This is a genomic window from Streptomyces filamentosus (assembly GCF_014654895.1).
Classification (GTDB): domain Bacteria; phylum Actinomycetota; class Actinomycetes; order Streptomycetales; family Streptomycetaceae; genus Streptomyces; species Streptomyces filamentosus.
The window spans coordinates 3,173,480-3,193,210 of record NZ_BNBE01000001.1 but is presented as its reverse complement, the minus strand read 5'-3'; the positions used below and the strand labels follow the sequence as shown (position 1 = coordinate 3,193,210).

Genomic DNA, 19,731 nt, shown 5'->3' with positions numbered 1-19,731 from the left:
GAGGCCGGGTGGCGGATTTTCCTCGACCGGTGGTCCGATGCCGAGGAGGAGCCCGAGCGGTGAACGAGCCGGACGCGGAAGGGCTGGAGGGGCACCCTCTCCTCCGCCGAAGGGTCCGCGACATCGCGAGCGGAGGTGAAGGGGTGCTGACGGCCGTCGTCCACGAACGGCACGACGGCCGGCTCCTCCGCATCGCACACCTCCAACCCGCCGCAGGCATCGCCTGGACCACGGCGGCCGACAACATCCGGCCCGCCCCGGGCCGCGACCTCCCCGCGGAAGGGGAGGGAGATCGTCCCGTTCCGACGAACGGGATCCGCACGGACCGACCACGGAAAGGAACAGCCATGACCGATCTGTCGCACACGGAGGACACCCCTGCCGAGGCAGAGGTCCTCGACATCGGGGACGCCGCCGAACTGACCGAGGGCCAGGGCGGCGGCCAGAGCGAGGACAAGCGGCGCGCCTACAACTGTTGACCCCGTCGAGTGGCCCCGGCTTCCCGCCGGGGCCACTCCCCGATCCCCGACCCCTCGGAACGAAGGAGTGACCGGATGCCCATCGGGGGATTCAGCGCGAACCGGCCCGGCCTGCCCCACCCGGTCGGTGCGCACGTCCTCGCCGCGCCGACCGCCTGGCGGTCGGGCGGGATTCCCGTACGCGTCGCGCGGCACGCCGACCGGTGCGTGCTCGTCGCCGGACCGTGCGGGGCGGACGACGGCGAGGTCCGGGGCCTGGCCCGCCGGGCGGTGCCCGCGTCCGTCGCGTGGCGGTGGCCCGGTGCGTACGCGGTGATGGAGGACGCGGGGAACGGCGTGGTCGTGCACACCGATCCGGTGGGCGCGCTGCCCGTGTACGCGGTCGCGTGGGAAGGAACGTGGGCCTGGTCCACGTCGGCGAGGTTCCTCGCGGCCCTGGCCGGCTCCCGGATCGACGTCGAACGACTGGCCTGTGCCGTGCTCGCCCCGTCCCTACCGGTCCTCGCCGAAGGCCGGAGCCACTTCGACGGGGTCGAACAGCTCCCGCCGGGCTGCCGCGTGGCACTTCCCCCTGACGGCAGTCCGTACGCGGCCTCTGCCACCTGGCGTCCCGACCCGGTCGGCGGACCGCCGCACCTGCGGCTGCGCAATGCACTGACCTCAGCCGTACGCCTCCGGGCCACCGCCGACCCGGCGCTCGCCGGCGACCTGTCCGGCGGGCTGGACTCCACCACGCTCTCCGTCGTCGCCGCCTCCATGCTCGACCGCCCACTCGACGCCGTCACCGTCCACCCGGAGGGGATGACGGACGGAGCCGACCTCTCGTACGCCCGGCTCGCCGTCGCCGCCTCGAACGGACGCATCGCGCACCGGCCGCTTCCCCTGACCGCCGCGCACCGGCCGTACACCCGCCTGCACGGCGTACCCGTGACCGACGAGCCCGCTCCGTCCACGCTCACGCACACTCGTCTCCTCGGACAGCTCCGATGGATGCGGGAAACGCTGGGAACCCGTACCCATCTGACCGGGGACGGCGGCGACAGCGTCCTGTTCCAGCCGCCCGCTCATCTCGCCGATCTCGTACACCACGGCCACTACCGCCGGGCGGCGGGCGAGGCCGTCGGCTGGGCTCGGCTCCGCCGCACTCCGGTCACGCCCCTGCTCCGGGACGCCGCGGCCATGGCGCGGACCACCCGCGCCCAGGCGCTGGCCCGCCTGGCCACGAACCCCGGCGAGCGCCTGGGCACGGGCGACGTCCGCTGGTTCCCCACCCTGCCCGTCCCGCCCTGGGCGACTCCGGACGCCCTCCGGCTCCTCGCACGGGCCGCCGAACGGGCCGCAGCCCGGCCCGACGTCCTCCCGGGGCTGGACGCCTCCGTCCGCGTCCTCGTGGACGAGATCCGGGAAGTGGCCCGCACGGCCGCCGCGGACGCCGAACTGGCGGCGAGCGAAGGAATCGACCTGCACAACCCTTTCCTGGACGCCCGGGTGGTGGACGCGATCCTGCGGACCCCGCTCCGCGACCGGCCTCCGCTCCACGCCTACAAGCCGACCCTGACCAAGGCGTTCGCCGACACGTTGCCCGCCGAGGTCCGTGCCCGCACGACGAAGGGCGGTTTCGAGGCCGACCACTACAGCGGCATGCGCGCCGCCCTGCCCGAACTGCTCGACTCGGCGGGCCTGCGCCTCGCCGCACTCGGCCTGCTCGACCTGGCCCGCTTCCGGGCCGACGTGCGGCGGGCCTCTGCCGGAGTGCCCATGCCGCTGGCCACCATCGAGCAGGCGCTCACCGTGGACGCCTGGCTGCACGCGATCGACCGCACACCCCCACCGGTATGGGCCTCCCCCGTCCCCGGGAAGGCGGTCTGATGGACGCCCTCGTCGACTTCGGACACGTCCGCGTCCTCATCGACTACGACACGGGCCGCGTCCGCTGCGCGCTCCCGGCCAGGTCCGGCCCGACCACCGCCCCGGCCGCGAGCTGGGGCAGCACGGAGCATCCCGCCGGGCTGACCCGGCCACCTGGCGCGTGGAGCCCCCTGGCGGCCACCGCTCTCTTCCTCGTCCTCGCCGTAAAACGCGCGGGGCCCCGGCGGACTGCCATGCGACGCGTCCTGCGCATCGTGCGTGCGGCCCACTCCGTCACCGTCGGGCCCGCCGACACCCGGCAGGCGGCCTCAGCCGTCGGCGCCGTACGGCGCGCCGCCTGGAGCTCTCCCGACCGCACCGCCTGCCTGGAAGAATCGGCCGCCGCCGTCCTGCTCCTCGCCCTGCGCCGCCGCTCCGTCGTCTGGCACCACGGTGTCGCCCCCGACCCCGTCCGCCTCCACGCCTGGATCGCCACTCACGACGGCGTCCCCATCGCCGAGCCCGCATCGACCCGCGCCTGCACCACGGCCCTCACCATCGGAGCTGCTCCGTGACCGACCTCTGGCTCTCCACCCCCACCTGCGCCCTGGGCCCCTACCGGGCGGACCTCACCGAGACCTACTGGCGGTGGGAACAGGACCCGACGCTGATGGTCGGCTACGGCCGACAGGTCCCCGAGTCACTGGAAGCCCGTGCCGAGGGCATGGCGCACCAGCTCCGGGGGGCCAACATCCGCTTCACGGTCTACGACCTGACCGGCGACGAACCCGTCCCCGTGGGCGTGACCACACTCCTGCCCGACGACTCCGTCCGCACGGCCGAGTTCGTCGTCATGCTCGCCAGGGAAGCGCGCGGACGCGGCCTGGGCGCGGAGGCGACCCGCCTCACCCTCGACTACGCGTTCCACGTGTCGGCCCTGCGCATGGTCTGGCTGAAGGTGCTGGCGCCCAACTCGGCGGCCGTCGCGGCGTACGAACGCGCCGGCTTCCGGCACGCCGGGAGGCTGCGGGAGTCCGGCTACTGGCTCGGAGAGGTCTGCGACGAGGTGCTGATGGACGCGCTCTCGGCCGACTTCAACGGGCCTTCGGCGGTGAGGGCCCTGCTCTCCGGGGAGTGACGCCCGGCCCTGGGTACACTCCCGGATCCCACCCCCGGCCGCTCCCTCAGAGCGCGTCCTCGCGGGTCCGGTTGGCGTCGAGGCGGCCCTTGGCGCGGTCGACCTTCTCGACGATCTCGGCGCTCAGGTCGTCGCGCTGCTTGCGGAGCAGGACGAAGCTGAGGGGGGCGGAGACGACGATGGAGAGGAGGAGGACCCACAGGAGGTTGGAGTCGCCGAGGCCGCGCGGGAGCACGCCGGCGTAGACGAGGCCCCACAGGGCGAGGAAGCACCCGGCGAAGATGCCGAGCCGCATCAGCGAGTAGCGGAGCATGACCCACTCTTTCGTTCCGAGGTTCCGAATCTTCCCCATACGGGACGAGCCGTCCTCCAGTGAAGCACGGGGGGCGGCGGCCGCCCGAAGGGGGGTGGGGACGGGGCGGGCCGGACCGGCCGGGGGTCGCGGGCGCCGGGCGGGGCGTCCGAGGGACGGAATCCTCTTGAGCCCTCCCTGAAGTAATAGATACAGTCCATCTATGACCCTTACCTTCGAGGTCGATCCGACGGTCGACCGCTCCCTGACCGACGGCGTCCTCGCCCTTTGGGCCGACGTCTCCAACGCGGGCGGCGCCGTCGGCTTCGTCCCGCCCGTCACCCCCGAGGAGATCCGCCCCTCCCTCCTCAAGCACCTCACCGGCATGGACCGGGGCACCACCCGGCTCCTCGTCGGCCGCGACGAGGACGGCCGGATCGCCGCCACCGCCTTCTTCGCCTTCAACGCGCACCGCCTGATGACCCACTGGGTGTGGCTGTACACGGTGATGGTCCACCCCCGCCACCAGGGCAAGGGGTACGGTCTCGACCTCATGGCCGCCGTGGAGCACGCCGCCCGCACCGCCCCCGGCTTCGAGGCCGTCGAGGCGATCCGGCTCGGCGTCCGCGGCGGGACCGGCGTCGACTCCTTCTACGCCCGGGCCGGGTACAAGGAGGTCGGGCGGGTGCCCGGCGCGATCCGCGTGGCCCCCGGCGACGACCGCGACGACATCACCATGCTGCTGCCCCTGACCTGACCCGACCCGACCCGATCGGGCAGGGATTGTCGGGTCCGGGGCCGCGCCCCGTTCCTACGGTGGGGGGACCGAACCAGAGAGAGAAGGACAGGCCCCGTGCTGGACGGACTGAACCGGGCCCTCGACCACGTCGAGGCGCGCCTCGACGGCGAGCTCGACCCCGCCGCGCTCGCCCGGATCGCCGCCACCTCCGAGTACCACTTCCGGCGGCTCTTCTCCGCCCTCGCGGGGATGCCGCTGTCGGAGTACGTGCGGCGCAGACGGCTCACCGTCGCGGGCGCCGAGGTGCTCGCCGGGGAGCGGACGCTCCTGGAGATCGCCGTCCGGTACGGCTACGGCTCCGGGGAGGCATTCGCCCGCGCGTTCCGCGCGTTCCACGGCGTCGGCCCCGGCGAGGCCCGCCGCACCGGGGCCGCGCTCACCGCCCAGCCGCGCATGTCCTTCCGGCTCGTCGTCGAAGGGAACAGCAGCATGAAGTACCGCACCGTGACCAGGGACGCCTTCCGGATCGTCGGGGACCGGGCCAGGGTCCCGCTCGTCCACCAGGGCGAGAACCCGGCGATCGCCGCCCAGATCCGGGGCCTCGGCCAGGAGGCGCTGGGCCGGCTCGCCGCCCTGTCGGCCGGGGAGCCCGCCGGGCTCGTCTCCGCCGTCGTCCACCTCTCCGGCAGCCGCGAGGAGGGCGTGGAGCTCGACCACTGGTACGGCGCGGTCGCGAAGGACCGGGCGCCGGAGCCGTACGAGACCCTGGACGTCCCCGCCGGCACCTGGGCCGTCTTCGAGAACGAGGGCCCCTACCCGCAGGCGCTCCAGTACCTGTGGCGGGACGTCTTCACCGAGTGGTTCCCGTCGAACCCGTACGAGAGCCGCCCCGGCCCCGAGATCCTCTCGGTCCGCCCCTCGGCGGACTGGACGACGGCGGCGGCGGAGCTGTGGATCCCGGTGGAGCGCACCGGGGCGTGAGGAAGGCCCGGCGGGGATCACCCGCCGGGCCTCTCCGTCCCGCGCGGACGGGCCTCAGACGCGCATCGCCTGCGGCGTCTCCCGCCGGTCGGCGTCCGGGCCCGGGTACTCGCGGATGATCTCGTACCGGGTGTTCCGCTCGACCGGCCGGAAGCCCGCGTCGCGGATGAGCTCCAGCAGGTCCTCGCGGGTCAGCTTGTTCGGGGTGCCGTAGTTGTCGGCGTCGTGCGTGATCTTGTACTCGACCACCGAGCCGTCCATGTCGTCCGCGCCGTGCTGGAGCGCGAGCTGCGCGGTCTGGACGCCGTGCATGACCCAGAAGACCTTGACGTGCGGGACGTTGTCGAAGAGGAGCCGGGAGACCGCGAAGGTCTTCAGGGCCTCCGCGCCGGTCGCCATCGTCGTGCGCGCCTGGAGCTTGTTGCGGACCTTGCCGTCCTGCATGTCCACGAAGTCGTGCTGGTAGCGCAGCGGGATGAAGACCTGGAAGCCGCCGGTCTCGTCCTGGAGCTCCCGCAGCCGCAGCACGTGGTCGACGCGGTGGCGCGGCTCCTCGATGTGCCCGTAGAGCATCGTCGAGGGGGTCTTCAGGCCCTTCTCGTGGGCGAGGCGGTGGATCCGGGACCAGTCCTCCCAGTGGGTGCGGTGGTCCACGATGTGCTGCCGGACCTCCCAGTCGAAGATCTCGGCGCCGCCGCCGGTCAGCGACTCCAGGCCCGCCTCGATGAGCTCGTCGAGGATGTCGGAGGCCGACATGCCCGAGATGGTCTCGAAGTGGTGGATCTCGGTGGCGGTGAAGGCCTTGAGGGAGACGTTCGGCAGGGCCTTCTTCAGCTCGGAGAGCGAGCGCGGGTAGTACCGCCAGGGCAGGTTGGGGTGGAGCCCGTTGACGATGTGCAGCTCGGTGAGGTTCTCGTTCTCCATCGCCTTGGCGAGGCGGACGGCCTCCTCGATGCGCATCGTGTACGCGTCCTTCTCCCCCGGCTTGCGCTGGAAGGAGCAGTAGGCGCAGGAGGCGGTGCACACGTTGGTCATGTTCAGATGCCGGTTGACATTGAAGTGGACCACGTCGCCGTTCTTGCGGGTCCTGACCTCGTGGGCCAGCCCGCCGAGCCAGGCGAGGTCGTCGGAGTCGTAGAGGGCGATGCCGTCCTCACGGCTCAGCCGCTCCCCGGCGAGCACCTTCTGCTCCAGCTCCCGCTTGAGCCCAGCGTCCATCTCCGGCCGCCTCCCATATCTCCGAAATCAGGCTTCACCCACCGTACTCTCAGCCCTCCTCGGGCAGATCTCCGACCCGGTTCTCCCACTTGGTGGAGAGCACGATCGTGGTGCGGGTGCGGGAGACGCCCTTGGTGCCGGAGAGGCGGCGGATCGTCTTCTCCAGACCGTCGACGTCGCTGGCGCGGACCTTGAGCATGAAGGAGTCGTCGCCGGCGATGAACCAGCAGTCCTCGATCTCGGCGAGGTCCTTCAGGCGGCGGGCCACGTCCTCGTGGTCGGCGGCGTCGGAGAGGGAGATGCCGATGAGGGCGGTGACGCCGAGGCCGAGGGAGGCGGCGTCCACGGTGGCGCGGTAGCCGGTGATGACCCCGGCCGCCTCCAGGCGGTTGATGCGGTCGGTGACGGAGGGGCCGGAGAGCCCGACGAGCCGGCCCAGCTCGGCGTAGGAGGCGCGGCCGTTCTCGCGCAGGGCCTGGATGAGCTGCCTGTCCACGGCGTCCATAGGTATACGACCTTCCATTGTCCAGCGATACCGCAAGTTTAGGTATAGAATCTAAGGCATGCAGGGGTTGCAGCCCTGCGAATCTTTCAACAGATCAAAGACGATCTTTCAGGAGTGAGAACACCGTGTACACGATCGAGATGGCCTACGCCCGTATGCGCGAGCTTCAGGACCTGGCCAACCGCTCGCGTGCCCACCAGACCGCCTCCGCCTCGAAGCGGGCCACGAAGAAGGCCGCGAAGAAGCGCTAACCGGCACGGGGAACCCCCGGAGCTCCTCCTCCGAGTTCCCCCCGCCACCGGCGGTACAGCTCGTGCGGCACCCCTGCCGCGTCGAGCACCCGCCCCGCGACGAAGTCCACCAGGTCCTGGATGTGCGTCGCCCCCGCGTAGAACGCCGGAGAGGCGGGCAGCACCACGGCGCCCGCCTCGTCCAGCGCCACCATCTGCCTCAGCGTCTGCCCGCTCAGCGGGGTCTCCCGCACCGCGACCACCAGCGGCCGCCGCTCCTTGAGCGTCACGCTCGCCACCCGCTGGAGCAGGTCCTTCGACAGACCGAGCGCCACTCCCGCCACCGCGGCGGTCGAGGCCGGCACGATCAGCATCCCCTTCGCCGGGTACGACCCCGAGGACGGCCCCGCCGCCAGGTCGCCCGCCGGCCAGTACCGCACGTCCTCCAGCGCCTCCACCGGCACGTCGTACGCGTCGGGCTTGCCGTCCGCGCCCCGCGCCAGCCACGCCGCCAGGTCCTCGCGCCAGTGCGCGTCGCGGAAGCCGATGCCCGTCTCGTCGAGCAGGGTGAGCCGCGAGGCCCGCGACACCACCAGGTCGACGCCCTCACCCGCCGCGAGCAGCCCCCTCAGCACGGACGCCGCGTAGGGCGTACCCGACGCCCCGGAGACCCCCACGACCCAGGGGGTGCGCTTGCCGTCGTTCATGCTGCGGAGCCTACGGGGTGAGCCCGCGGACCAGCAGGTCGAGCAGGGCGCAGAGGAAGAGCGAGATGCCGATGAAGCCGTTGGTCGTGAAGAACGCCCTGTTCAGGCGCGACAGGTCGTGCGGCTTCACGATCGAGTGCTCGTAGCAGAAGGCGGCGGCGACGATCACCAGGCCGACCCAGAAGAAGATCCCGGCGCCGGTGGCGAGCGCGTACCAGACCAGCAGTCCCGTGGTGACGACGGCGGAGGCGCGGGCGCCCCACAGGGCCGCCGGGATGCCGAAGCGGGCCGGCACCGACATCACGCCGTGCGCCCGGTCCGCCTGCACGTCCTGGCAGGCGAAGATCAGGTCGAAGCCGCCGATCCAGACGCCGACCGCCAGGCCCAGGATCACCGCGTCCCACGACCACGCACCGGTGACCGCGAGCCAGGCGCCGATCGGGCCGATCGCCTGCGCGAGGCCCAGGATCGCGTGCGGGAAGTTCGTGAACCTCTTGCCGTACGGGTAGACGACCATCGGGATGACGGCCAGCGGCGCCAGCGCCAGGCAGAGCGGGTTCAGCAGGGCCGCCGCGCCGAGGAAGACGACGACCGCGATCCCCGCGCCGGTCCACGCCGAGCGCACCGACACCGCGCCCGTGACCAGCTCGCGGCCGGCCGTGCGCGGGTTACGCGCGTCGATCTCCCGGTCGATGATCCGGTTGCAGGCCATCGCGAAGGTCCGCAGCCCCACCATGCACACCGTCACCAGGAACAGGGTCCACCAGTGGATCTCCTTGTCCAGCTGGAACATCGCGGTGAGCGAGGCGATGTAGGCGAAGGGCAGCGCGAAGACCGAGTGCTCGATCATCACGAGCCGCAGGAACGCCTTGGTGCGGCCCGGCTGCGCGCCGGGCACGGCGGCCGTGGCCATCACAGCCCGTACTCCTTCCAGCGGCGGTCCACCAGGGCCGCCGTCGCCGGGTCCGACTCCACCATGTCCGGCCAGCCGCCGTCCCGGGTGTAGCCCTCCTCGGGCAGCTTCCTCGTGGCGTCGATGCCCGCCTTGCCGCCCCAGAACTGCTGGTAGGAGGCGTGGTCGAGGTGGTCGACCGGGCCCTCGACGACCGTCAGGTCGCGGGCGTAGTCGGTGTTCCCGAGCGCCCGCCAGGAGACCTCGTGCAGGTCGTGGACGTCGCAGTCCTTGTCGACCACGACGATCAGCTTGGTCAGCGACATCATGTGGGCGCCCCAGATGGCGTGCATGACCTTCTGCGCGTGCTTCGGGTACTTCTTGTCGATCGAGACGATCGCGCAGTTGTGGAAGCCGCCGGACTCCGGCAGGTGGTAGTCCACGATGTCCGGCACGATGATCTTGAGCAGCGGCAGGAAGAAGCGCTCCGTCGCCCGCCCCAGCGGCCCGTCCTCGGTCGGCGGCCGGCCGACCACGATCGACTGGAGCAGCGGGCGCTTCCGCATGGTGATGCAGTCGATCTTCAGCGCGGGGAACGGTTCCTGCGGGGTGTAGAAGCCGGTGTGGTCGCCGAAGGGGCCCTCCGGCAGCATCTCGCCCGGCTCCAGCCAGCCCTCGATCACGACCTCGGCGTTCGCCGGGACCTGGAGCGGCACGGTCTTGCAGTCGACCATCTCGATCCGCTTGCCCTGCACGAAGCCGGCGAAGAGGTACTCGTCGATGTCGCCCGGCAGCGGCGCGGTGGAGGCGTACGTCACGGCCGGCGGGCAGCCGAAGGCGATCGCGACCGGCAGCCGCTCGCCGCGCTCGGCGGCGACCGCGTAGTGGTTCCGGCTGTCCTTGTGGATCTGCCAGTGCATGCCGATGGTGCGCTTGTCGTGCCGCTGGAGCCGGTAGAGCCCCAGGTTCCGCACGCCGGTCTCCGGGTGCTTGGTGTGGGTGAGGCCCAGGTTGAAGAAGGAGCCGCCGTCCTTCGGCCAGGTGAAGAGCGCGGGGAGGAGGTCGAGGTCGACGTCGTCGCCGGTGAGGACCACCTCCTGCACCGGGGCGTCCTTCACCTTCTTCGGCGGCACGTGGACCATCGAGCCCAGCTTGCCGAAGGCCTCCCGGACGCCGACGAAGCCGTGCGGCAGCTCCGGCTTCAGCAGTCCGCCGATCTTCTCGCTGATCTCGCCGTACGACTTCAGGCCGAGGGCCTTGAGCAGCCGCCGGTCCGTGCCGAACACGTTCATCGCGAGGGGCATGGAGGCGCCCTTCACGTTCTCGAAGAGGAGCGCGGGGCCTCCCGCCTTGTTCACCCGGTCGACGATCTCCCCGACCTCAAGGTACGGATCGACTTCGGCCTTGATGCGCTTGAGGTCGCCTTCGCGCTCCAGCGCCCTGAGCAGCGAGCGGAGATCGTCGTGAGCCATACGGGCAAGTATCGGTCACCGGCTACGCTGGAGGTGTCACCGGGGCCGACTCGACGCGCCCCCGCCACCGCTTCCAGGGGGCCGCACCACATGCTCAGGGCGTTGTTGTTCATCCTGCCGCTGGCACTGCTCATCTACGCCTTCATCGACTGCCTGAACACGCCCGAGGACGAGGTCAAGCACCTGCCGAAGGTGATCTGGGTCCTCGTGATCCTCCTCTTCCCGCTGGTCGGCTCGGTGGGCTGGCTCGTCGCCGGGAAGGAACGGCACCGCGTCGGCGGCGCCGGACGGCGGTCCGGCGGCTGGGTGGCCCCGGACGACAACCCGGAGTTCCTGAAGTCGCTCTCCGATGAGCGCAAGCAGCGGGACGAGGCCCTGTTCAAGGACTGGGAGGACGACCTGAAGCGCCGCGAGGACGAGCTGAGGCGCCGCGAGGCCGGGGAGGACCGGGAAGGCCGCGAGGGCGACGCCGGGGACAAGGACTCGTGACGGCGCCCCGGCCCGCCACCACCCGACGGGCCCCCGCCCGCTCCGGGGACGTCTGATGGAGCTGCGGCTCCTCGCGACCTTCGAGAAGGTCGCCGAAGTGCTCTCCTTCACCCGCGCCGCCGCCGAACTCGGCTACGCCCAGTCCAGCGTGACCGCCCAGATCAAGGCCCTGGAGACCTCCCTCGGCGCCGGGCTGTTCGACCGGCTCGGCGGCCGCATCCGGCTCACCCCGGCCGGCGAGCGGCTGCTGCCGTACGCGCGCCGCATGGCCGAGCTCGCGGAGGAGGCCCGGACGGCCGTCGCCGACGGGGAGGCGGCCGGGACGATCACCGTCGGGACCATGGAGTCCCTCACCACCTACCGGCTCCCGCCGCTCCTGGAGTACGTCCACCACCGCCACCCGGGCGTCCGGCTCTCGCTGCGCCCCACCCTCGGCGACGCCACCCGGCAGGCCCTGCGGCAGGGCACGTACGACCTCGGGTTCCTCATGGAGGCCGGCACCGAGCACGAGGGCCTGGAGTCCGAGGTCCTGGCGCCCGAACCGCTGGCCCTGGTCGCCGCGCCGGGCCACCCCCTCGCCGGCCGTACGGGACTGACCGCCGCCGACCTCGTGGACGCCGCACTGGTGGGCACCGAGCCGGGCTGCGCCTACCGCGACCTCTTCGAGGCGGAGCTGGCGGCCGGCGGCGCGGCGGCCCCGGCGTTCCTGGAGTTCGGCACCATCGAGGCGAGCAAGCGGGCGGTCGCCTCCGGGCTCGGGATCGCGCTGCTGCCCCGGATCACCGTCCAGGAGGAACTGGCGTCCGGGGCGCTCGTGGCGCTCGGCTGGGAGCCGCCCTTCACCCTCTTCACGCAGCTCGCGTGGCGGCGGGGGAAGCGGCTTCCGGCCCACGTGCGACTGTTCGTGGAGCAGGCGCGGCGGCTCGCGCGAGAGTGACCCGCAGGCTCGCCAGGACGATCAGCGGCACGCCGAGCGCCTGCACGAGCCCGATGTGGTGCCCGTACACCGCCCAGTCGACGACCATCGCGACCGCCGGGTAGGTGAAGGCGAGGACCGCGATCTTCGGGGTGGGCAGCTTGGCGTAGGCCGCGTACATGAGCACGTACATCAGCCCGGTGTGGATCAGACCGAGGCCGGCCAGCCACCCCCACCCCGCGCCCAGCCCGGCGACCGCCCCGAAGTCGGCGAACGGCAGCAGCAGCGGCACCCCGGCCACCACCTGCACGAGGGCGATCAGGTGCGGCCGCACACCGGTGACCCGCTTGGTGACGAAGGTGGCGAGGGCGTACAGCACGGCGGCGGCGAGCGCGTACCCGAGCCCCTTCAGGGAGGCGGTGTCGCCCGGCCGCACCCCGGAGACGAGCACGAGCCCGGCGAAGGCGACCGCGAGCCAGCCCAGCTTCCCCGCCGGGATCCGCTCCCGCAGGAGGAGGGCGCCGAGCAGCACCAGGAAGAACGGCTGCGTGTGGTAGGCGACGGTGGCCAGCGAGATCGAGGAAGCGGCGTACGCCTCGAAGAGGAACACCCAGTTGAAGACGATGAACACCCCGCCGAGCAGCGCGAGTCCGAACGACCGCCGCGTGAAGCCGTGCCCCCGGAAGTACCCCCGGGCCAGGCTGTACAGGCCGAGCGCGACCGCCCCGAAGAGGCAGCGGAAGAACACCACCTCGAAGGGCGACGCCCCGGACTCGACGACGAAGACGCCGAGGGTGCCCGACAGCACCATGGCGAGGGTCAGTTCGACGGTTCCCCTGGTCTCGTTTCTCATGCCGGCGACGCTACGGAGGCGGCCCGGCCCCGGTCCACGGGCCACCGCACCGTCCTCCCGATGCCCCCATCGAAGAAACCGATGGGCCGGGAGGGAACCCGCCGCCAGAAAACACAGCGGAGGCGGAATACCCGCGCACGACGTGCAGTTGGCACCATCGCACCACCCCGTACTGCCCCGCACCGCCCCGCACCACCCCACCGTCCCGCACACGGCCCCGTGCCCCCAGGAAACCGGAGCAGACATGACCCCCGACGCAGCGACCGGCCCCGGCCGCTCCTTCCTCTTCGTCCTCGGCAGCTCCCGCCCCGACGGCAACTCCGAGATCCTCGCCCGCGAGGCCGCCGCCCACCTCCCCGCCTCCGTGCCCCAGCGCTGGGTGGACCTGAACCGCCTCGACCTCCCCGACTTCCAGGACGGCCGCCACGAGGACGAGGACCACCGCCCCGGCGAGGTCGAGGAGGAACTCCGCCGGGCGACCAGGGAGGCCACCGACATCGTCATCGTCTCCCCCCTGTACTGGTACACCCTCTCCGCCCAGACCAAGCGCTACCTCGACTACTGGTCCGGCTGGCTCAACGTCCCCGGCTCCGACTTCAAGCAGCACATGGCCGGCCGCACCCTCTGGGGCGTCACCGCCATGGCCCACGACGAACACGTCGTCGCCGACGGCCTGACCACCGCCCTCCACAACTCCGCCGCCTACCTGCGCATGCGCTTCGGCGGCGTCCTCCTCGGCACCGCCTCCCGACCCGGCCGCATCCGCGCCGACGAGCCCGCCCTCACCCGCGCCAGGACCTTCTTCGAGAACGACGCCCCGCCCGCCCTCTTCGCGTACGAGAAGGAGGAGGCGCTCACGGGGGCGTGATCCCGGCGGCCGGGCCCGGTCCCGTGCGTCCACCACCTCCTGGACGAGAACCCCCTGCGTTTCCGATCAAGGGGGCAGGGGAGTTCTCAGCCGGCGTCGAGCGAGCGCCGGACTCGGCTGATCGCGCGGTGCGCAGCCGCGCCGTAGACGGCCGACTCGCGCAGGGTGTCCCAGACCCGGCGGTAGAGGGCGACGGTGGGGGCGTCGTCCAGGTACAGCTCCGCGTGCCAGTCCTCGGTGATCACCAGACGGTCATCGAAGATCCAGAACGCGTTGGCGGGCGGAATGCTCAGGGCGGCGTCCAGAGGCACGATCCCGAGGTCCACGGTGTCCAGCCCCACAGCTCCCACGAGGCGGTCGCACTGTGCCGCCAGGACCTCGGGAGGGGCCACCCTGGCGTGCAGCGCCCCTTCCCACATCAGCAGGTGCAGCTTCCGGCCCGGCCGATACAGCCACTCCTGCCGCTTCATCCTGGCCCGTACCGCGTCCTCGGTGTCACGGGGGGAGTTCTGGAGCATGGAGTAGTGCCCGAAGACGGCGCGGGCGTAGTCCGGGGTCTGGAGGAGGCCGTTCACGACGAACGAGTCCCACACGTGCAGTGCGTGGGCGTCGTCGGTGATCGCACTCCACGCCTCCTGCACGGGGCGGTGCCCCCGGGCGAGCTGGCGACGCCACGACCTGATCTGACTTTCGAAGCCCCTCAGACGGGCGTGCAGTTCCTCGTACGCCTCCGGGCGGCCGGTGGCGTCCGCCCATGCCCGGAGGTCTTCCGCCGTGGGGGTCTGGCGGCCGTTCTCCAGCTTGCTGATCTTCGACTGCGGCCAGTCGAGCATCCCGGCCAGGGCGGTACCGGTGAGACGGCCGCGAGGACTCTCGGAGCGCAGCTCTCGCAGTCTCCGTCCCAGTTCCTCGCGTGCCCTCTGATAGTCCGTGCTCACCGGTACCCGTTCCTTGCGTTCGTCCTACTTGCTCAGGTCTTCCCCGAACCCCCGGTAGGGCACGGCGTGATGCCATGCCGCGTCACGGACCACGGCGTACCGGACAACCTCGGCCGGTTCGGTGATCAGCTCCACGTCCACGAGGTCGTCGTCATCGCCGAACCGCAGCAGCGCAACGAGCCGGCTGTCGAACAACCAGAAGTCCTCGGAGGGGAGATGGAGTTCATCCGCCTGCGCCCGGGACAGGTTCCTGATGTCCTCGCCAACGGCACAGTTCCTCTTGGCGTTGTCCATCAGGTAGAGCTGCCCCGGGGTGGGCGGACTGTCCACGATGCGCACGCGCTCGAACCTCTTGCCCTGCGCGGTCTGGGCGCGGACGTTCGCGCACCAGTCGTCCTCGTAGTCCCATTCGATGGGCTGACCGGCGGAGAACTGCGCCCACGTGTCGGTGGCTTCGTCGGACGCGAACCGCCTGCGGGTCTCCAGCCGCCACGCGGTGTGCTCGAAGGCCTCGAACAACTTCGCGAAGGCGTCCAGGTCGATGATCCGGGCCTGACGGGTCCTGTCCTTCGGCGTCCAGTCCGTCAGCAGCTCCCGGGGGACGACTACAGCGACTTCCCCATCAGAAAGATGCTGCAGTTGGGCCACGTCCTGAGAGCCAGTCAGCGGGGGCCCGTGCACGATCACCTCTCCCGACTCCAGGTCCTCGTGGATCGACGGGCAACCCCCGCCGCCCGAGCCCGTGCCGTTGAACCGCAGCCTGCGCGCCATGCTCCATCACCTCTCCCGCGTGGAACGACGAGACCCAGCGTGTCCGAGGCCGCCCGCGAATGTCGAGGCATCCCAAGAGGGCGCGCGAGAATAACCGAGAATACTCTCCCTTGTCCCCAACTCCCCTTTCCTAACGTCGAGTCACCAACCGCGACCGATGCAGGGGTACGACATGGCCACCACATCAGCAGACACCGACGCCAGCCGCTGGGAGTACACCACCTACGCCCCGAAGGGGGAGACGTGCCCGGCGTGCATGAGGCCCATCGGGCCCCTTGAGCGCGTCCGGAGGGGAACGCTGGAACGGCAGTCCGGGGCTCTCTCCGTCGTGTACCGGCATCTGGGGAAGTGCCCGGCGTAAGGGCGCCCCCGATGACCGGACGGCCCACGGCCCGGCCGCGCGTCCTGTCCCCAGAGTGCCGACTGGGTGAGCGGCCCGGCTACGGGGACGTTCACGGATGGTGCCGCCGGACCGAGGACGTGCCCCTGCCCCACTCGGGCGGGAACATCCTCCTCGTCCCCAAGTGCCAGTGCCCGTGCCATGACCGGTAGCGGTGGGCGGCGACGGAAGCCGGCGGTCCCGGCGACGTACTCCTCGCCGGGGCCTTACTTCCCACCTCCGACCCACCCGCCCACCGCCTTGTGCGCGGCACGGACGGTGTCGCCGGCGCGGCCGACGGAAGCGGAGCGTGGCGCCTCACGCCCCGGCGGCGGGATGGCAGGGGCATCCGCACACGAGGTACCGCACCCCCGGCACGCCGCTGTCGCGGGGTGCGTGATCGCGGCAGCGGTCGTGGCGGCCGACGATGCAGCGCGGCGAGCGGAATTCCGGTTCGGGTTCCGGCTCCACCGCGAGGACGCGGGCCGCCAGGGACGCGCTGACCGCGTCGGCGATCTCCGGCGTCACCCACCAGCCGTCGCCCGCGCGGTCGCGGTGCAGGCCGCCGTGGCCCACGTCGAGCACGCAGACCGACCCGCCCCACACCGGCCGGACCGCCTCCGCGACGGCGTACACGGACCGCCGCGCCCCGCACCGGCTCATCGGGTGACCTCGGCGTGAATGTTCCGGCGGTCGAGGTCCACGCCGACCGTGGCCAGCCACAACGTCCACCGGCGCCGCCGTCGCGCCACCGGCACGAGCCTCCAGAGGAGGAGAGGGAGGAAGGGGATCAGGGCGTGCACGATAAGGTTCCGCACGTCATCAACTCCGTTGAAAGTTGGTGGCCATGCCCCGGGAGGTCTAGCCACCTCGCCGGGGTCTTCGCGTCCCGCAACCCTATAAGGCATGTATAGCTCTGCATAGCTCATCAGTGGTTCGCACAGGTATTCGATGCTTACGTTGGGCGTGTGCCCGACAGCGGAAAGATCCCCGAGTTCAACCCCCAGGGCCCCCAACTGGTCTACGTCGCGGTGGCCGATCACATCGCCGCCCGCATCGCCGCAGGCGAACTCGGACCGGGCGCCCGCCTGCCCGCCGAGCGGGACCTCGCCGTGGAGTACGGCGTCGCCTACCTGACGGTCCGCCGCGCGGCCGGGGTCCTGCGCGAGCGGGGCCTGATCGTGACCGTCCACGGCAAGGGCACGTTCGTCGCCGATCCCCTCCCGGCGGACGGAAGCACGCACCGGGCGTGATCCCGGCGCCCCGCCGGGGAAGGCTCCCCCCATGGACCAGGAACAGGCGCGCCGGTGGCTGGCCACCGCGTTCGAGGAGGCCCGGGCCGGGCTCGGCGAGGGCGGGGTGCCGATCGGGGCCGCGCTCTACGGGGGCGGCGGGGAGCTGCTCGGGCGGGGGCGCAACCGGCGGGTGCAGGACGGGGATCCGTCGGCGCACGCGGAGACCGCCGCGTTCCGGGACGCCGGGCGGCAGCGCTCGTACCGGGGGACCACCATGGTCACCACCCTCTCCCCCTGCTGGTACTGCTCCGGGCTCGTGCGGCAGTTCGGGATCTCGCGGGTGGTCGTCGGGGAGGACCGGACCTTCCGGGGCGGGCGGGACTGGCTGGCGGAGCACGGGGTGGAGGTCGTCGTGCTGGACGATCCGGCGTGCGCCGCGCTGATGCGGGGGTTCGTCGCCGATCGGCCCGAGCTGTGGAACGAGGACATCGGCCAGGGGTGAGGCCCGCCCCTCCCCTGGCCGACCGCGCCCGCGGTCCCGCGCCGCGGGCGCCGGCCGGGACGGCGGTCCACGGCGGCGAGTCCCACCGACACCTCCGGGAGCGGCTCGACGCGATCGCCACGGACCGACAACGCCTCAGCAACAGACCCGAAAACACACTCCTGTTCCCAACACACCGTCTATATCCTCGTGTTGACTGCGACGGGGGTGGCGGGTGGACCGAGAGCTGTACGGCCGCGAGGCGGTTCTGGAGGCGCGCGGGCTCGCCGCGCGGCTCGTCGGGCTCGGACCGTACGGCCACGGGCGCGTGCCCTTCGAGCACGGCGAGGACCCGCCCGTCACCGTCTTCACCGGCGGCCGCGGCATGGGCAAGACGGTGCTGCTCAAGGAGGTCCGCAACCGCTACCGCGGCCTGACCCCGCTCGCCCTGCTCGACTGCGGGCACGTCGAGGAGCCCGCCGACCACGGGGCCGGCTGGTCGCCCGTCACCGGCGCCCTCGCCGAACTGGCCGTGCAGCTCGGCCGGCGCGGCGAGGCCGTGAAGCCGGTGCCCTTCCCCCGGCTGTCGCTCGGCCTCGTCGCCGTCACCTCGGTCGGCTGGACCCGGGACGACGACGAGCGGGCCCGCCGGGACCTGCTGCGGCTCGGGCCGCTGCTCGCCACCGTCGACGCCGGGCGGACCGCCGCCGCCTCCTGGGTCGGCAAGGTCCTCGCCAAGCTCGCCGGCACCGCCGCGGAGGCGGGCGCCCCCTTCGCGGGGCTGATCGCCGAGGCCACCGTCGAGACGGTCGTCGAGGAGTTCTTCAGCCGTTTCAGGAAGGCCCCCGAGGACTGGTTCGGCGGTTACCGCAACGCCGGCGGGCGCGGCCGCGCCGGGCTCCAGCAGCTCGCCGTCGACTTCGCGCAGGGCGGGCCGCGCCGCGAGGAGGCCGAGTCCTTCCTCGTCCTCACCCTCACCGAGGACCTGCACCGCGCCTACACCGGACTGAAGGTCGGCAGCCGCGTCGGCCGCCCCCTGCTGCTCCTCGACAACGCGCACGAACCCGTCGGCCGCGCCCTGGTCGAACCGATTCTGCGGGCCCGCGCCGACGGCCGCCGCGACCACACCGTCGTCCTCGCCACCTCCCGGCCGCGCGAACACGAGGCGCTGCGCCACGCCACCCGCGTCCGGCTGCCCGAGACCGCCCACCAGGCCCCCTGCCCCCGCACCAGCCGGGTCGGCTCCGGTCTCCTCGCCGTCGAGCTCACCCCGCTCACCCCCGCCCAGACCCGCGCCGCCCTCGACCGCCACGACCCGGCGGGCCGCACCCCCGCCGACCTCTCCCGGGCCGTCCACCGGCTCACCGGCGGCCGCCCCCTCGGCGTCGACCTGCTCTGCCGCGCCGTCGGCGAGACCCCGCCCGACGCCCGCACCGGCCTCACCCCCGGCGACCTCCTCGACCTCACCGTGGAACTCCGCGAGGACACCGCCCCCGTGCCGGTCGTCCCCGCCCTCCTCGGCGCCCTCCTGCCGGTCCCCCGCACGGAGCCGTACGCCGTCCTCGCCGCCGCCCACGACGAGGAGTCCGCGCGCCGCCTCGCCCAGGCCCGGCTGCCCGGCGAGTCCCTCGACGGCGACGTCGCCCTCCGCGTCCGCGACCGGCTGCGCGCCGAGCACTGGGCCGAGCACCCCGGCCGCTTCGTCGGCGACCCGCTGCTGCGCGCCCTGCTGCTGCACCGGCTGCGCTTCGCGGACGGCGACCACCCCCACTACGCCGCCTGGCGGGCCGTCCACGAGACCCTCCGCCGCCACTACGGGCCGCAGCCCGGCCCGTACCGGCTCCACCACGACCTGGCGCTCGGCGAGACCGCCGAGGCCGTCGCCCACCTGCGGCTCACCTTCCCCGAGCCCGACGTCCTCGGCTGGCTCGGCCGGCTGCGCTTCATCGCCTCCGCGCCCTGTCCGCGCGAGCGCGGCCGCACCGGCCCCGACCCGCGCCGGGCCGTCGCCCTCGGCCAGGACCCCGACCCGCGGCTGCCCGCGGGACTCGACCCCGACTCGGCCGAACTGCACCTGTCCGTACGGCGCCTGCTGCACGCCGTATGGCTGCTCACCGATCCGCTCGCGCTGCCCGACGAGGAGGTCGCCGACCGGCTGGCACACGAACTGCGCCGGCTCTCCGGCCGCCACCTCACCGGCAGCGGTCCACTGTGGGACGCGGCCGGGCACTGGCCGCGGGACATCCGCGCCTGGCGGGAGCCCTCGCTCCCGCCGGGGCGCGAGGACGGAGTCTGACGCC

Annotated in this window: 23 protein-coding genes; 13 read left to right on the top strand and 10 right to left on the bottom strand. The window is 72.5% G+C overall.

Annotation, left to right across the window (positions count from 1 at the left end; genetic code table 11):
• Positions 1-347: 347 nt before the first annotated feature.
• The 4 genes from IE326_RS14510 (at position 348) to IE326_RS14495 (ending at position 3,465) form a co-directional block, all read left to right on the top strand.
• On the top strand, positions 348-479 hold the full coding sequence (locus IE326_RS14510; protein ID WP_190041699.1) for an albusnodin family lasso peptide: 132 nt from the start codon (positions 348-350) through the stop codon (positions 477-479).
• A 75-nt stretch (positions 480-554) separates the two neighbouring features.
• On the top strand, positions 555-2,348 hold the full coding sequence (locus IE326_RS14505; protein ID WP_190041698.1) for an albusnodin/ikarugamycin family macrolactam cyclase: 1,794 nt from the start codon (positions 555-557) through the stop codon (positions 2,346-2,348).
• The gene (locus IE326_RS14500) at positions 2,348-2,902 is read left to right on the top strand and encodes a lasso peptide biosynthesis B2 protein (protein ID WP_190041697.1); all 555 of its coding nucleotides are present in this window, start codon (positions 2,348-2,350) and stop codon (positions 2,900-2,902) included. The genes IE326_RS14505 and IE326_RS14500 overlap by 1 nt, the downstream gene beginning before the upstream one ends.
• Positions 2,899-3,465, top strand: coding sequence for a GNAT family N-acetyltransferase (locus tag IE326_RS14495; RefSeq protein WP_190041696.1), 567 nt, complete (start codon positions 2,899-2,901; stop codon positions 3,463-3,465). Before IE326_RS14500 ends, IE326_RS14495 begins: the two co-directional genes overlap by 4 nt.
• Before the next feature lie 46 nt (positions 3,466-3,511).
• Here IE326_RS14495 and IE326_RS14490 read toward each other — a convergent pair whose 3' ends face one another.
• Complete coding sequence (locus IE326_RS14490) at positions 3,512-3,778, bottom strand: DUF4229 domain-containing protein (RefSeq protein ID WP_150228885.1); 267 nt, start codon at positions 3,776-3,778, stop codon at positions 3,512-3,514.
• Between the two features lie 202 nt (positions 3,779-3,980).
• Between IE326_RS14490 and IE326_RS14485 the strand changes: the two genes are divergently transcribed.
• Both IE326_RS14485 and IE326_RS14480 read left to right on the top strand, forming a co-directional pair.
• Entirely contained in the window at positions 3,981-4,514 is a 534-nt protein-coding gene (locus IE326_RS14485; RefSeq protein WP_150228887.1) for a GNAT family N-acetyltransferase, read from the top strand.
• Positions 4,515-4,610: 96 nt separating this feature from the next.
• Positions 4,611-5,477 carry an AraC family transcriptional regulator gene (locus tag IE326_RS14480; RefSeq protein WP_150228889.1) on the top strand — a complete coding sequence of 289 codons (867 nt, stop codon included), beginning with the start codon at positions 4,611-4,613 and terminating at the stop codon, positions 5,475-5,477.
• Positions 5,478-5,531: 54 nt separating this feature from the next.
• On the opposite strand, the gene mqnE is transcribed toward IE326_RS14480, so the two are convergent.
• Both mqnE and IE326_RS14470 read right to left on the bottom strand, forming a co-directional pair.
• Positions 5,532-6,695 carry an aminofutalosine synthase MqnE gene (mqnE, locus tag IE326_RS14475; protein WP_030755248.1) on the bottom strand — a complete coding sequence of 388 codons (1,164 nt, stop codon included), beginning with the start codon at positions 6,693-6,695 and terminating at the stop codon, positions 5,532-5,534.
• Positions 6,696-6,744: 49 nt separating this feature from the next.
• On the bottom strand, positions 6,745-7,200 hold the full coding sequence (locus IE326_RS14470; RefSeq protein ID WP_030495192.1) for an Lrp/AsnC family transcriptional regulator: 456 nt from the start codon (positions 7,198-7,200) through the stop codon (positions 6,745-6,747).
• A gap of 125 nt (positions 7,201-7,325) precedes the next feature.
• Here IE326_RS14470 and IE326_RS41440 point away from each other — a divergent pair, with 125 nt between their 5' ends.
• Positions 7,326-7,451, top strand: a complete 126-nt coding sequence (locus tag IE326_RS41440) for a hypothetical protein (protein ID WP_267882329.1) — start codon at positions 7,326-7,328, stop codon at positions 7,449-7,451.
• Here IE326_RS41440 and IE326_RS14465 read toward each other — a convergent pair.
• The 3 genes from IE326_RS14465 to IE326_RS14455 are packed head-to-tail and all read right to left on the bottom strand — an operon-like array spanning position 7,448 to position 10,501.
• On the bottom strand, positions 7,448-8,137 hold the full coding sequence (locus tag IE326_RS14465; RefSeq protein ID WP_150228891.1) for a UbiX family flavin prenyltransferase: 690 nt from the start codon (positions 8,135-8,137) through the stop codon (positions 7,448-7,450). The two genes, IE326_RS41440 and IE326_RS14465, sit on opposite strands and share 4 nt — an antisense overlap.
• Before the next feature lie 10 nt (positions 8,138-8,147).
• Complete coding sequence (gene mqnP, locus IE326_RS14460) at positions 8,148-9,050, bottom strand: menaquinone biosynthesis prenyltransferase MqnP (RefSeq protein WP_190041695.1); 903 nt, start codon at positions 9,048-9,050, stop codon at positions 8,148-8,150.
• Complete coding sequence (locus tag IE326_RS14455) at positions 9,050-10,501, bottom strand: menaquinone biosynthesis decarboxylase (RefSeq protein WP_150228895.1); 1,452 nt, start codon at positions 10,499-10,501, stop codon at positions 9,050-9,052. The genes mqnP and IE326_RS14455 overlap by 1 nt, the downstream gene beginning before the upstream one ends.
• Positions 10,502-10,591: 90 nt before the next feature.
• On the opposite strand from IE326_RS14455, the gene IE326_RS14450 reads away from it, so the two are divergent.
• Positions 10,592-10,990 (top strand): PLD nuclease N-terminal domain-containing protein, encoded by a 399-nt coding sequence (locus IE326_RS14450; RefSeq protein WP_190041694.1) that lies wholly within the window; start codon positions 10,592-10,594, stop codon positions 10,988-10,990.
• Positions 10,991-11,045: 55 nt separating this feature from the next.
• Positions 11,046-11,927, top strand: coding sequence for a LysR family transcriptional regulator (locus tag IE326_RS14445; RefSeq protein WP_150228899.1), 882 nt, complete (start codon positions 11,046-11,048; stop codon positions 11,925-11,927).
• Here IE326_RS14445 and IE326_RS14440 read toward each other — a convergent pair.
• A complete protein-coding gene (locus IE326_RS14440) occupies positions 11,839-12,759 on the bottom strand; it encodes a DMT family transporter (RefSeq protein ID WP_150228902.1) in 921 nt (306 codons plus the stop codon). The two genes, IE326_RS14445 and IE326_RS14440, sit on opposite strands and share 89 nt — an antisense overlap.
• Positions 12,760-13,003: 244 nt before the next feature.
• On the opposite strand from IE326_RS14440, the gene IE326_RS14435 reads away from it, so the two are divergent.
• The gene (locus IE326_RS14435; RefSeq protein WP_190041693.1) at positions 13,004-13,627 is read left to right on the top strand and encodes a flavodoxin family protein; all 624 of its coding nucleotides are present in this window, start codon (positions 13,004-13,006) and stop codon (positions 13,625-13,627) included.
• Positions 13,628-13,713: 86 nt separating this feature from the next.
• On the opposite strand, the gene IE326_RS14430 is transcribed toward IE326_RS14435, so the two are convergent.
• The 3 genes from IE326_RS14430 to IE326_RS14420 form a co-directional block, all read right to left on the bottom strand.
• Positions 13,714-14,565, bottom strand: a complete 852-nt coding sequence (locus tag IE326_RS14430; RefSeq protein ID WP_190041692.1) for a helix-turn-helix domain-containing protein — start codon at positions 14,563-14,565, stop codon at positions 13,714-13,716.
• A 24-nt stretch (positions 14,566-14,589) separates the two neighbouring features.
• Positions 14,590-15,336, bottom strand: a complete 747-nt coding sequence (locus IE326_RS14425) for a DUF6879 family protein (RefSeq protein WP_190041691.1) — start codon at positions 15,334-15,336, stop codon at positions 14,590-14,592.
• A 697-nt stretch (positions 15,337-16,033) separates the two neighbouring features.
• Positions 16,034-16,378, bottom strand: coding sequence for a hypothetical protein (locus tag IE326_RS14420; protein WP_190041690.1), 345 nt, complete (start codon positions 16,376-16,378; stop codon positions 16,034-16,036).
• 305 nt (positions 16,379-16,683) lie between these two features.
• On the opposite strand from IE326_RS14420, the gene IE326_RS14415 reads away from it, so the two are divergent.
• From IE326_RS14415 to IE326_RS14405, 3 genes are all read left to right on the top strand, one after another.
• The gene (locus IE326_RS14415; protein WP_190041689.1) at positions 16,684-16,968 is read left to right on the top strand and encodes a GntR family transcriptional regulator; all 285 of its coding nucleotides are present in this window, start codon (positions 16,684-16,686) and stop codon (positions 16,966-16,968) included.
• Positions 16,969-16,999: 31 nt separating this feature from the next.
• A complete protein-coding gene (locus IE326_RS14410; RefSeq protein WP_150228906.1) occupies positions 17,000-17,452 on the top strand; it encodes a nucleoside deaminase in 453 nt (150 codons plus the stop codon).
• Between the two features lie 214 nt (positions 17,453-17,666).
• Positions 17,667-19,727 carry a hypothetical protein gene (locus IE326_RS14405; RefSeq protein ID WP_190041688.1) on the top strand — a complete coding sequence of 687 codons (2,061 nt, stop codon included), beginning with the start codon at positions 17,667-17,669 and terminating at the stop codon, positions 19,725-19,727.
• Positions 19,728-19,731 lie beyond the last annotated feature (4 nt).

Excerpts from the sequence above, each read along its gene's own strand:
- IE326_RS14510 (WP_190041699.1), top strand. The coding sequence starts at position 348 with ATGACCGATCTGTCGCACACGGAGGACACCCCTGCCGAGGCAGAGGTC.
- IE326_RS14505 (WP_190041698.1), top strand. The coding sequence starts at position 555 with ATGCCCATCGGGGGATTCAGCGCGAACCGGCCCGGCCTGCCCCACCCG.
- IE326_RS14500 (WP_190041697.1), top strand. The coding sequence starts at position 2,348 with ATGGACGCCCTCGTCGACTTCGGACACGTCCGCGTCCTCATCGACTAC.
- IE326_RS14490 (WP_150228885.1), bottom strand. The coding sequence starts at position 3,778 with ATGCTCCGCTACTCGCTGATGCGGCTCGGCATCTTCGCCGGGTGCTTC.
- IE326_RS14485 (WP_150228887.1), top strand. The coding sequence starts at position 3,981 with ATGACCCTTACCTTCGAGGTCGATCCGACGGTCGACCGCTCCCTGACC.
- mqnE (WP_030755248.1), bottom strand. The coding sequence starts at position 6,695 with ATGGACGCTGGGCTCAAGCGGGAGCTGGAGCAGAAGGTGCTCGCCGGG.
- IE326_RS14470 (WP_030495192.1), bottom strand. The coding sequence starts at position 7,200 with ATGGACGCCGTGGACAGGCAGCTCATCCAGGCCCTGCGCGAGAACGGC.
- IE326_RS14465 (WP_150228891.1), bottom strand. The coding sequence starts at position 8,137 with ATGAACGACGGCAAGCGCACCCCCTGGGTCGTGGGGGTCTCCGGGGCG.
- mqnP (WP_190041695.1), bottom strand. The coding sequence starts at position 9,050 with ATGGCCACGGCCGCCGTGCCCGGCGCGCAGCCGGGCCGCACCAAGGCG.
- IE326_RS14455 (WP_150228895.1), bottom strand. The coding sequence starts at position 10,501 with ATGGCTCACGACGATCTCCGCTCGCTGCTCAGGGCGCTGGAGCGCGAA.
- IE326_RS14450 (WP_190041694.1), top strand. The coding sequence starts at position 10,592 with ATGCTCAGGGCGTTGTTGTTCATCCTGCCGCTGGCACTGCTCATCTAC.
- IE326_RS14445 (WP_150228899.1), top strand. The coding sequence starts at position 11,046 with ATGGAGCTGCGGCTCCTCGCGACCTTCGAGAAGGTCGCCGAAGTGCTC.
- IE326_RS14440 (WP_150228902.1), bottom strand. The coding sequence starts at position 12,759 with ATGAGAAACGAGACCAGGGGAACCGTCGAACTGACCCTCGCCATGGTG.
- IE326_RS14435 (WP_190041693.1), top strand. The coding sequence starts at position 13,004 with ATGACCCCCGACGCAGCGACCGGCCCCGGCCGCTCCTTCCTCTTCGTC.
- IE326_RS14425 (WP_190041691.1), bottom strand. The coding sequence starts at position 15,336 with ATGGCGCGCAGGCTGCGGTTCAACGGCACGGGCTCGGGCGGCGGGGGT.
- IE326_RS14420 (WP_190041690.1), bottom strand. The coding sequence starts at position 16,378 with ATGAGCCGGTGCGGGGCGCGGCGGTCCGTGTACGCCGTCGCGGAGGCG.
- IE326_RS14410 (WP_150228906.1), top strand. The coding sequence starts at position 17,000 with ATGGACCAGGAACAGGCGCGCCGGTGGCTGGCCACCGCGTTCGAGGAG.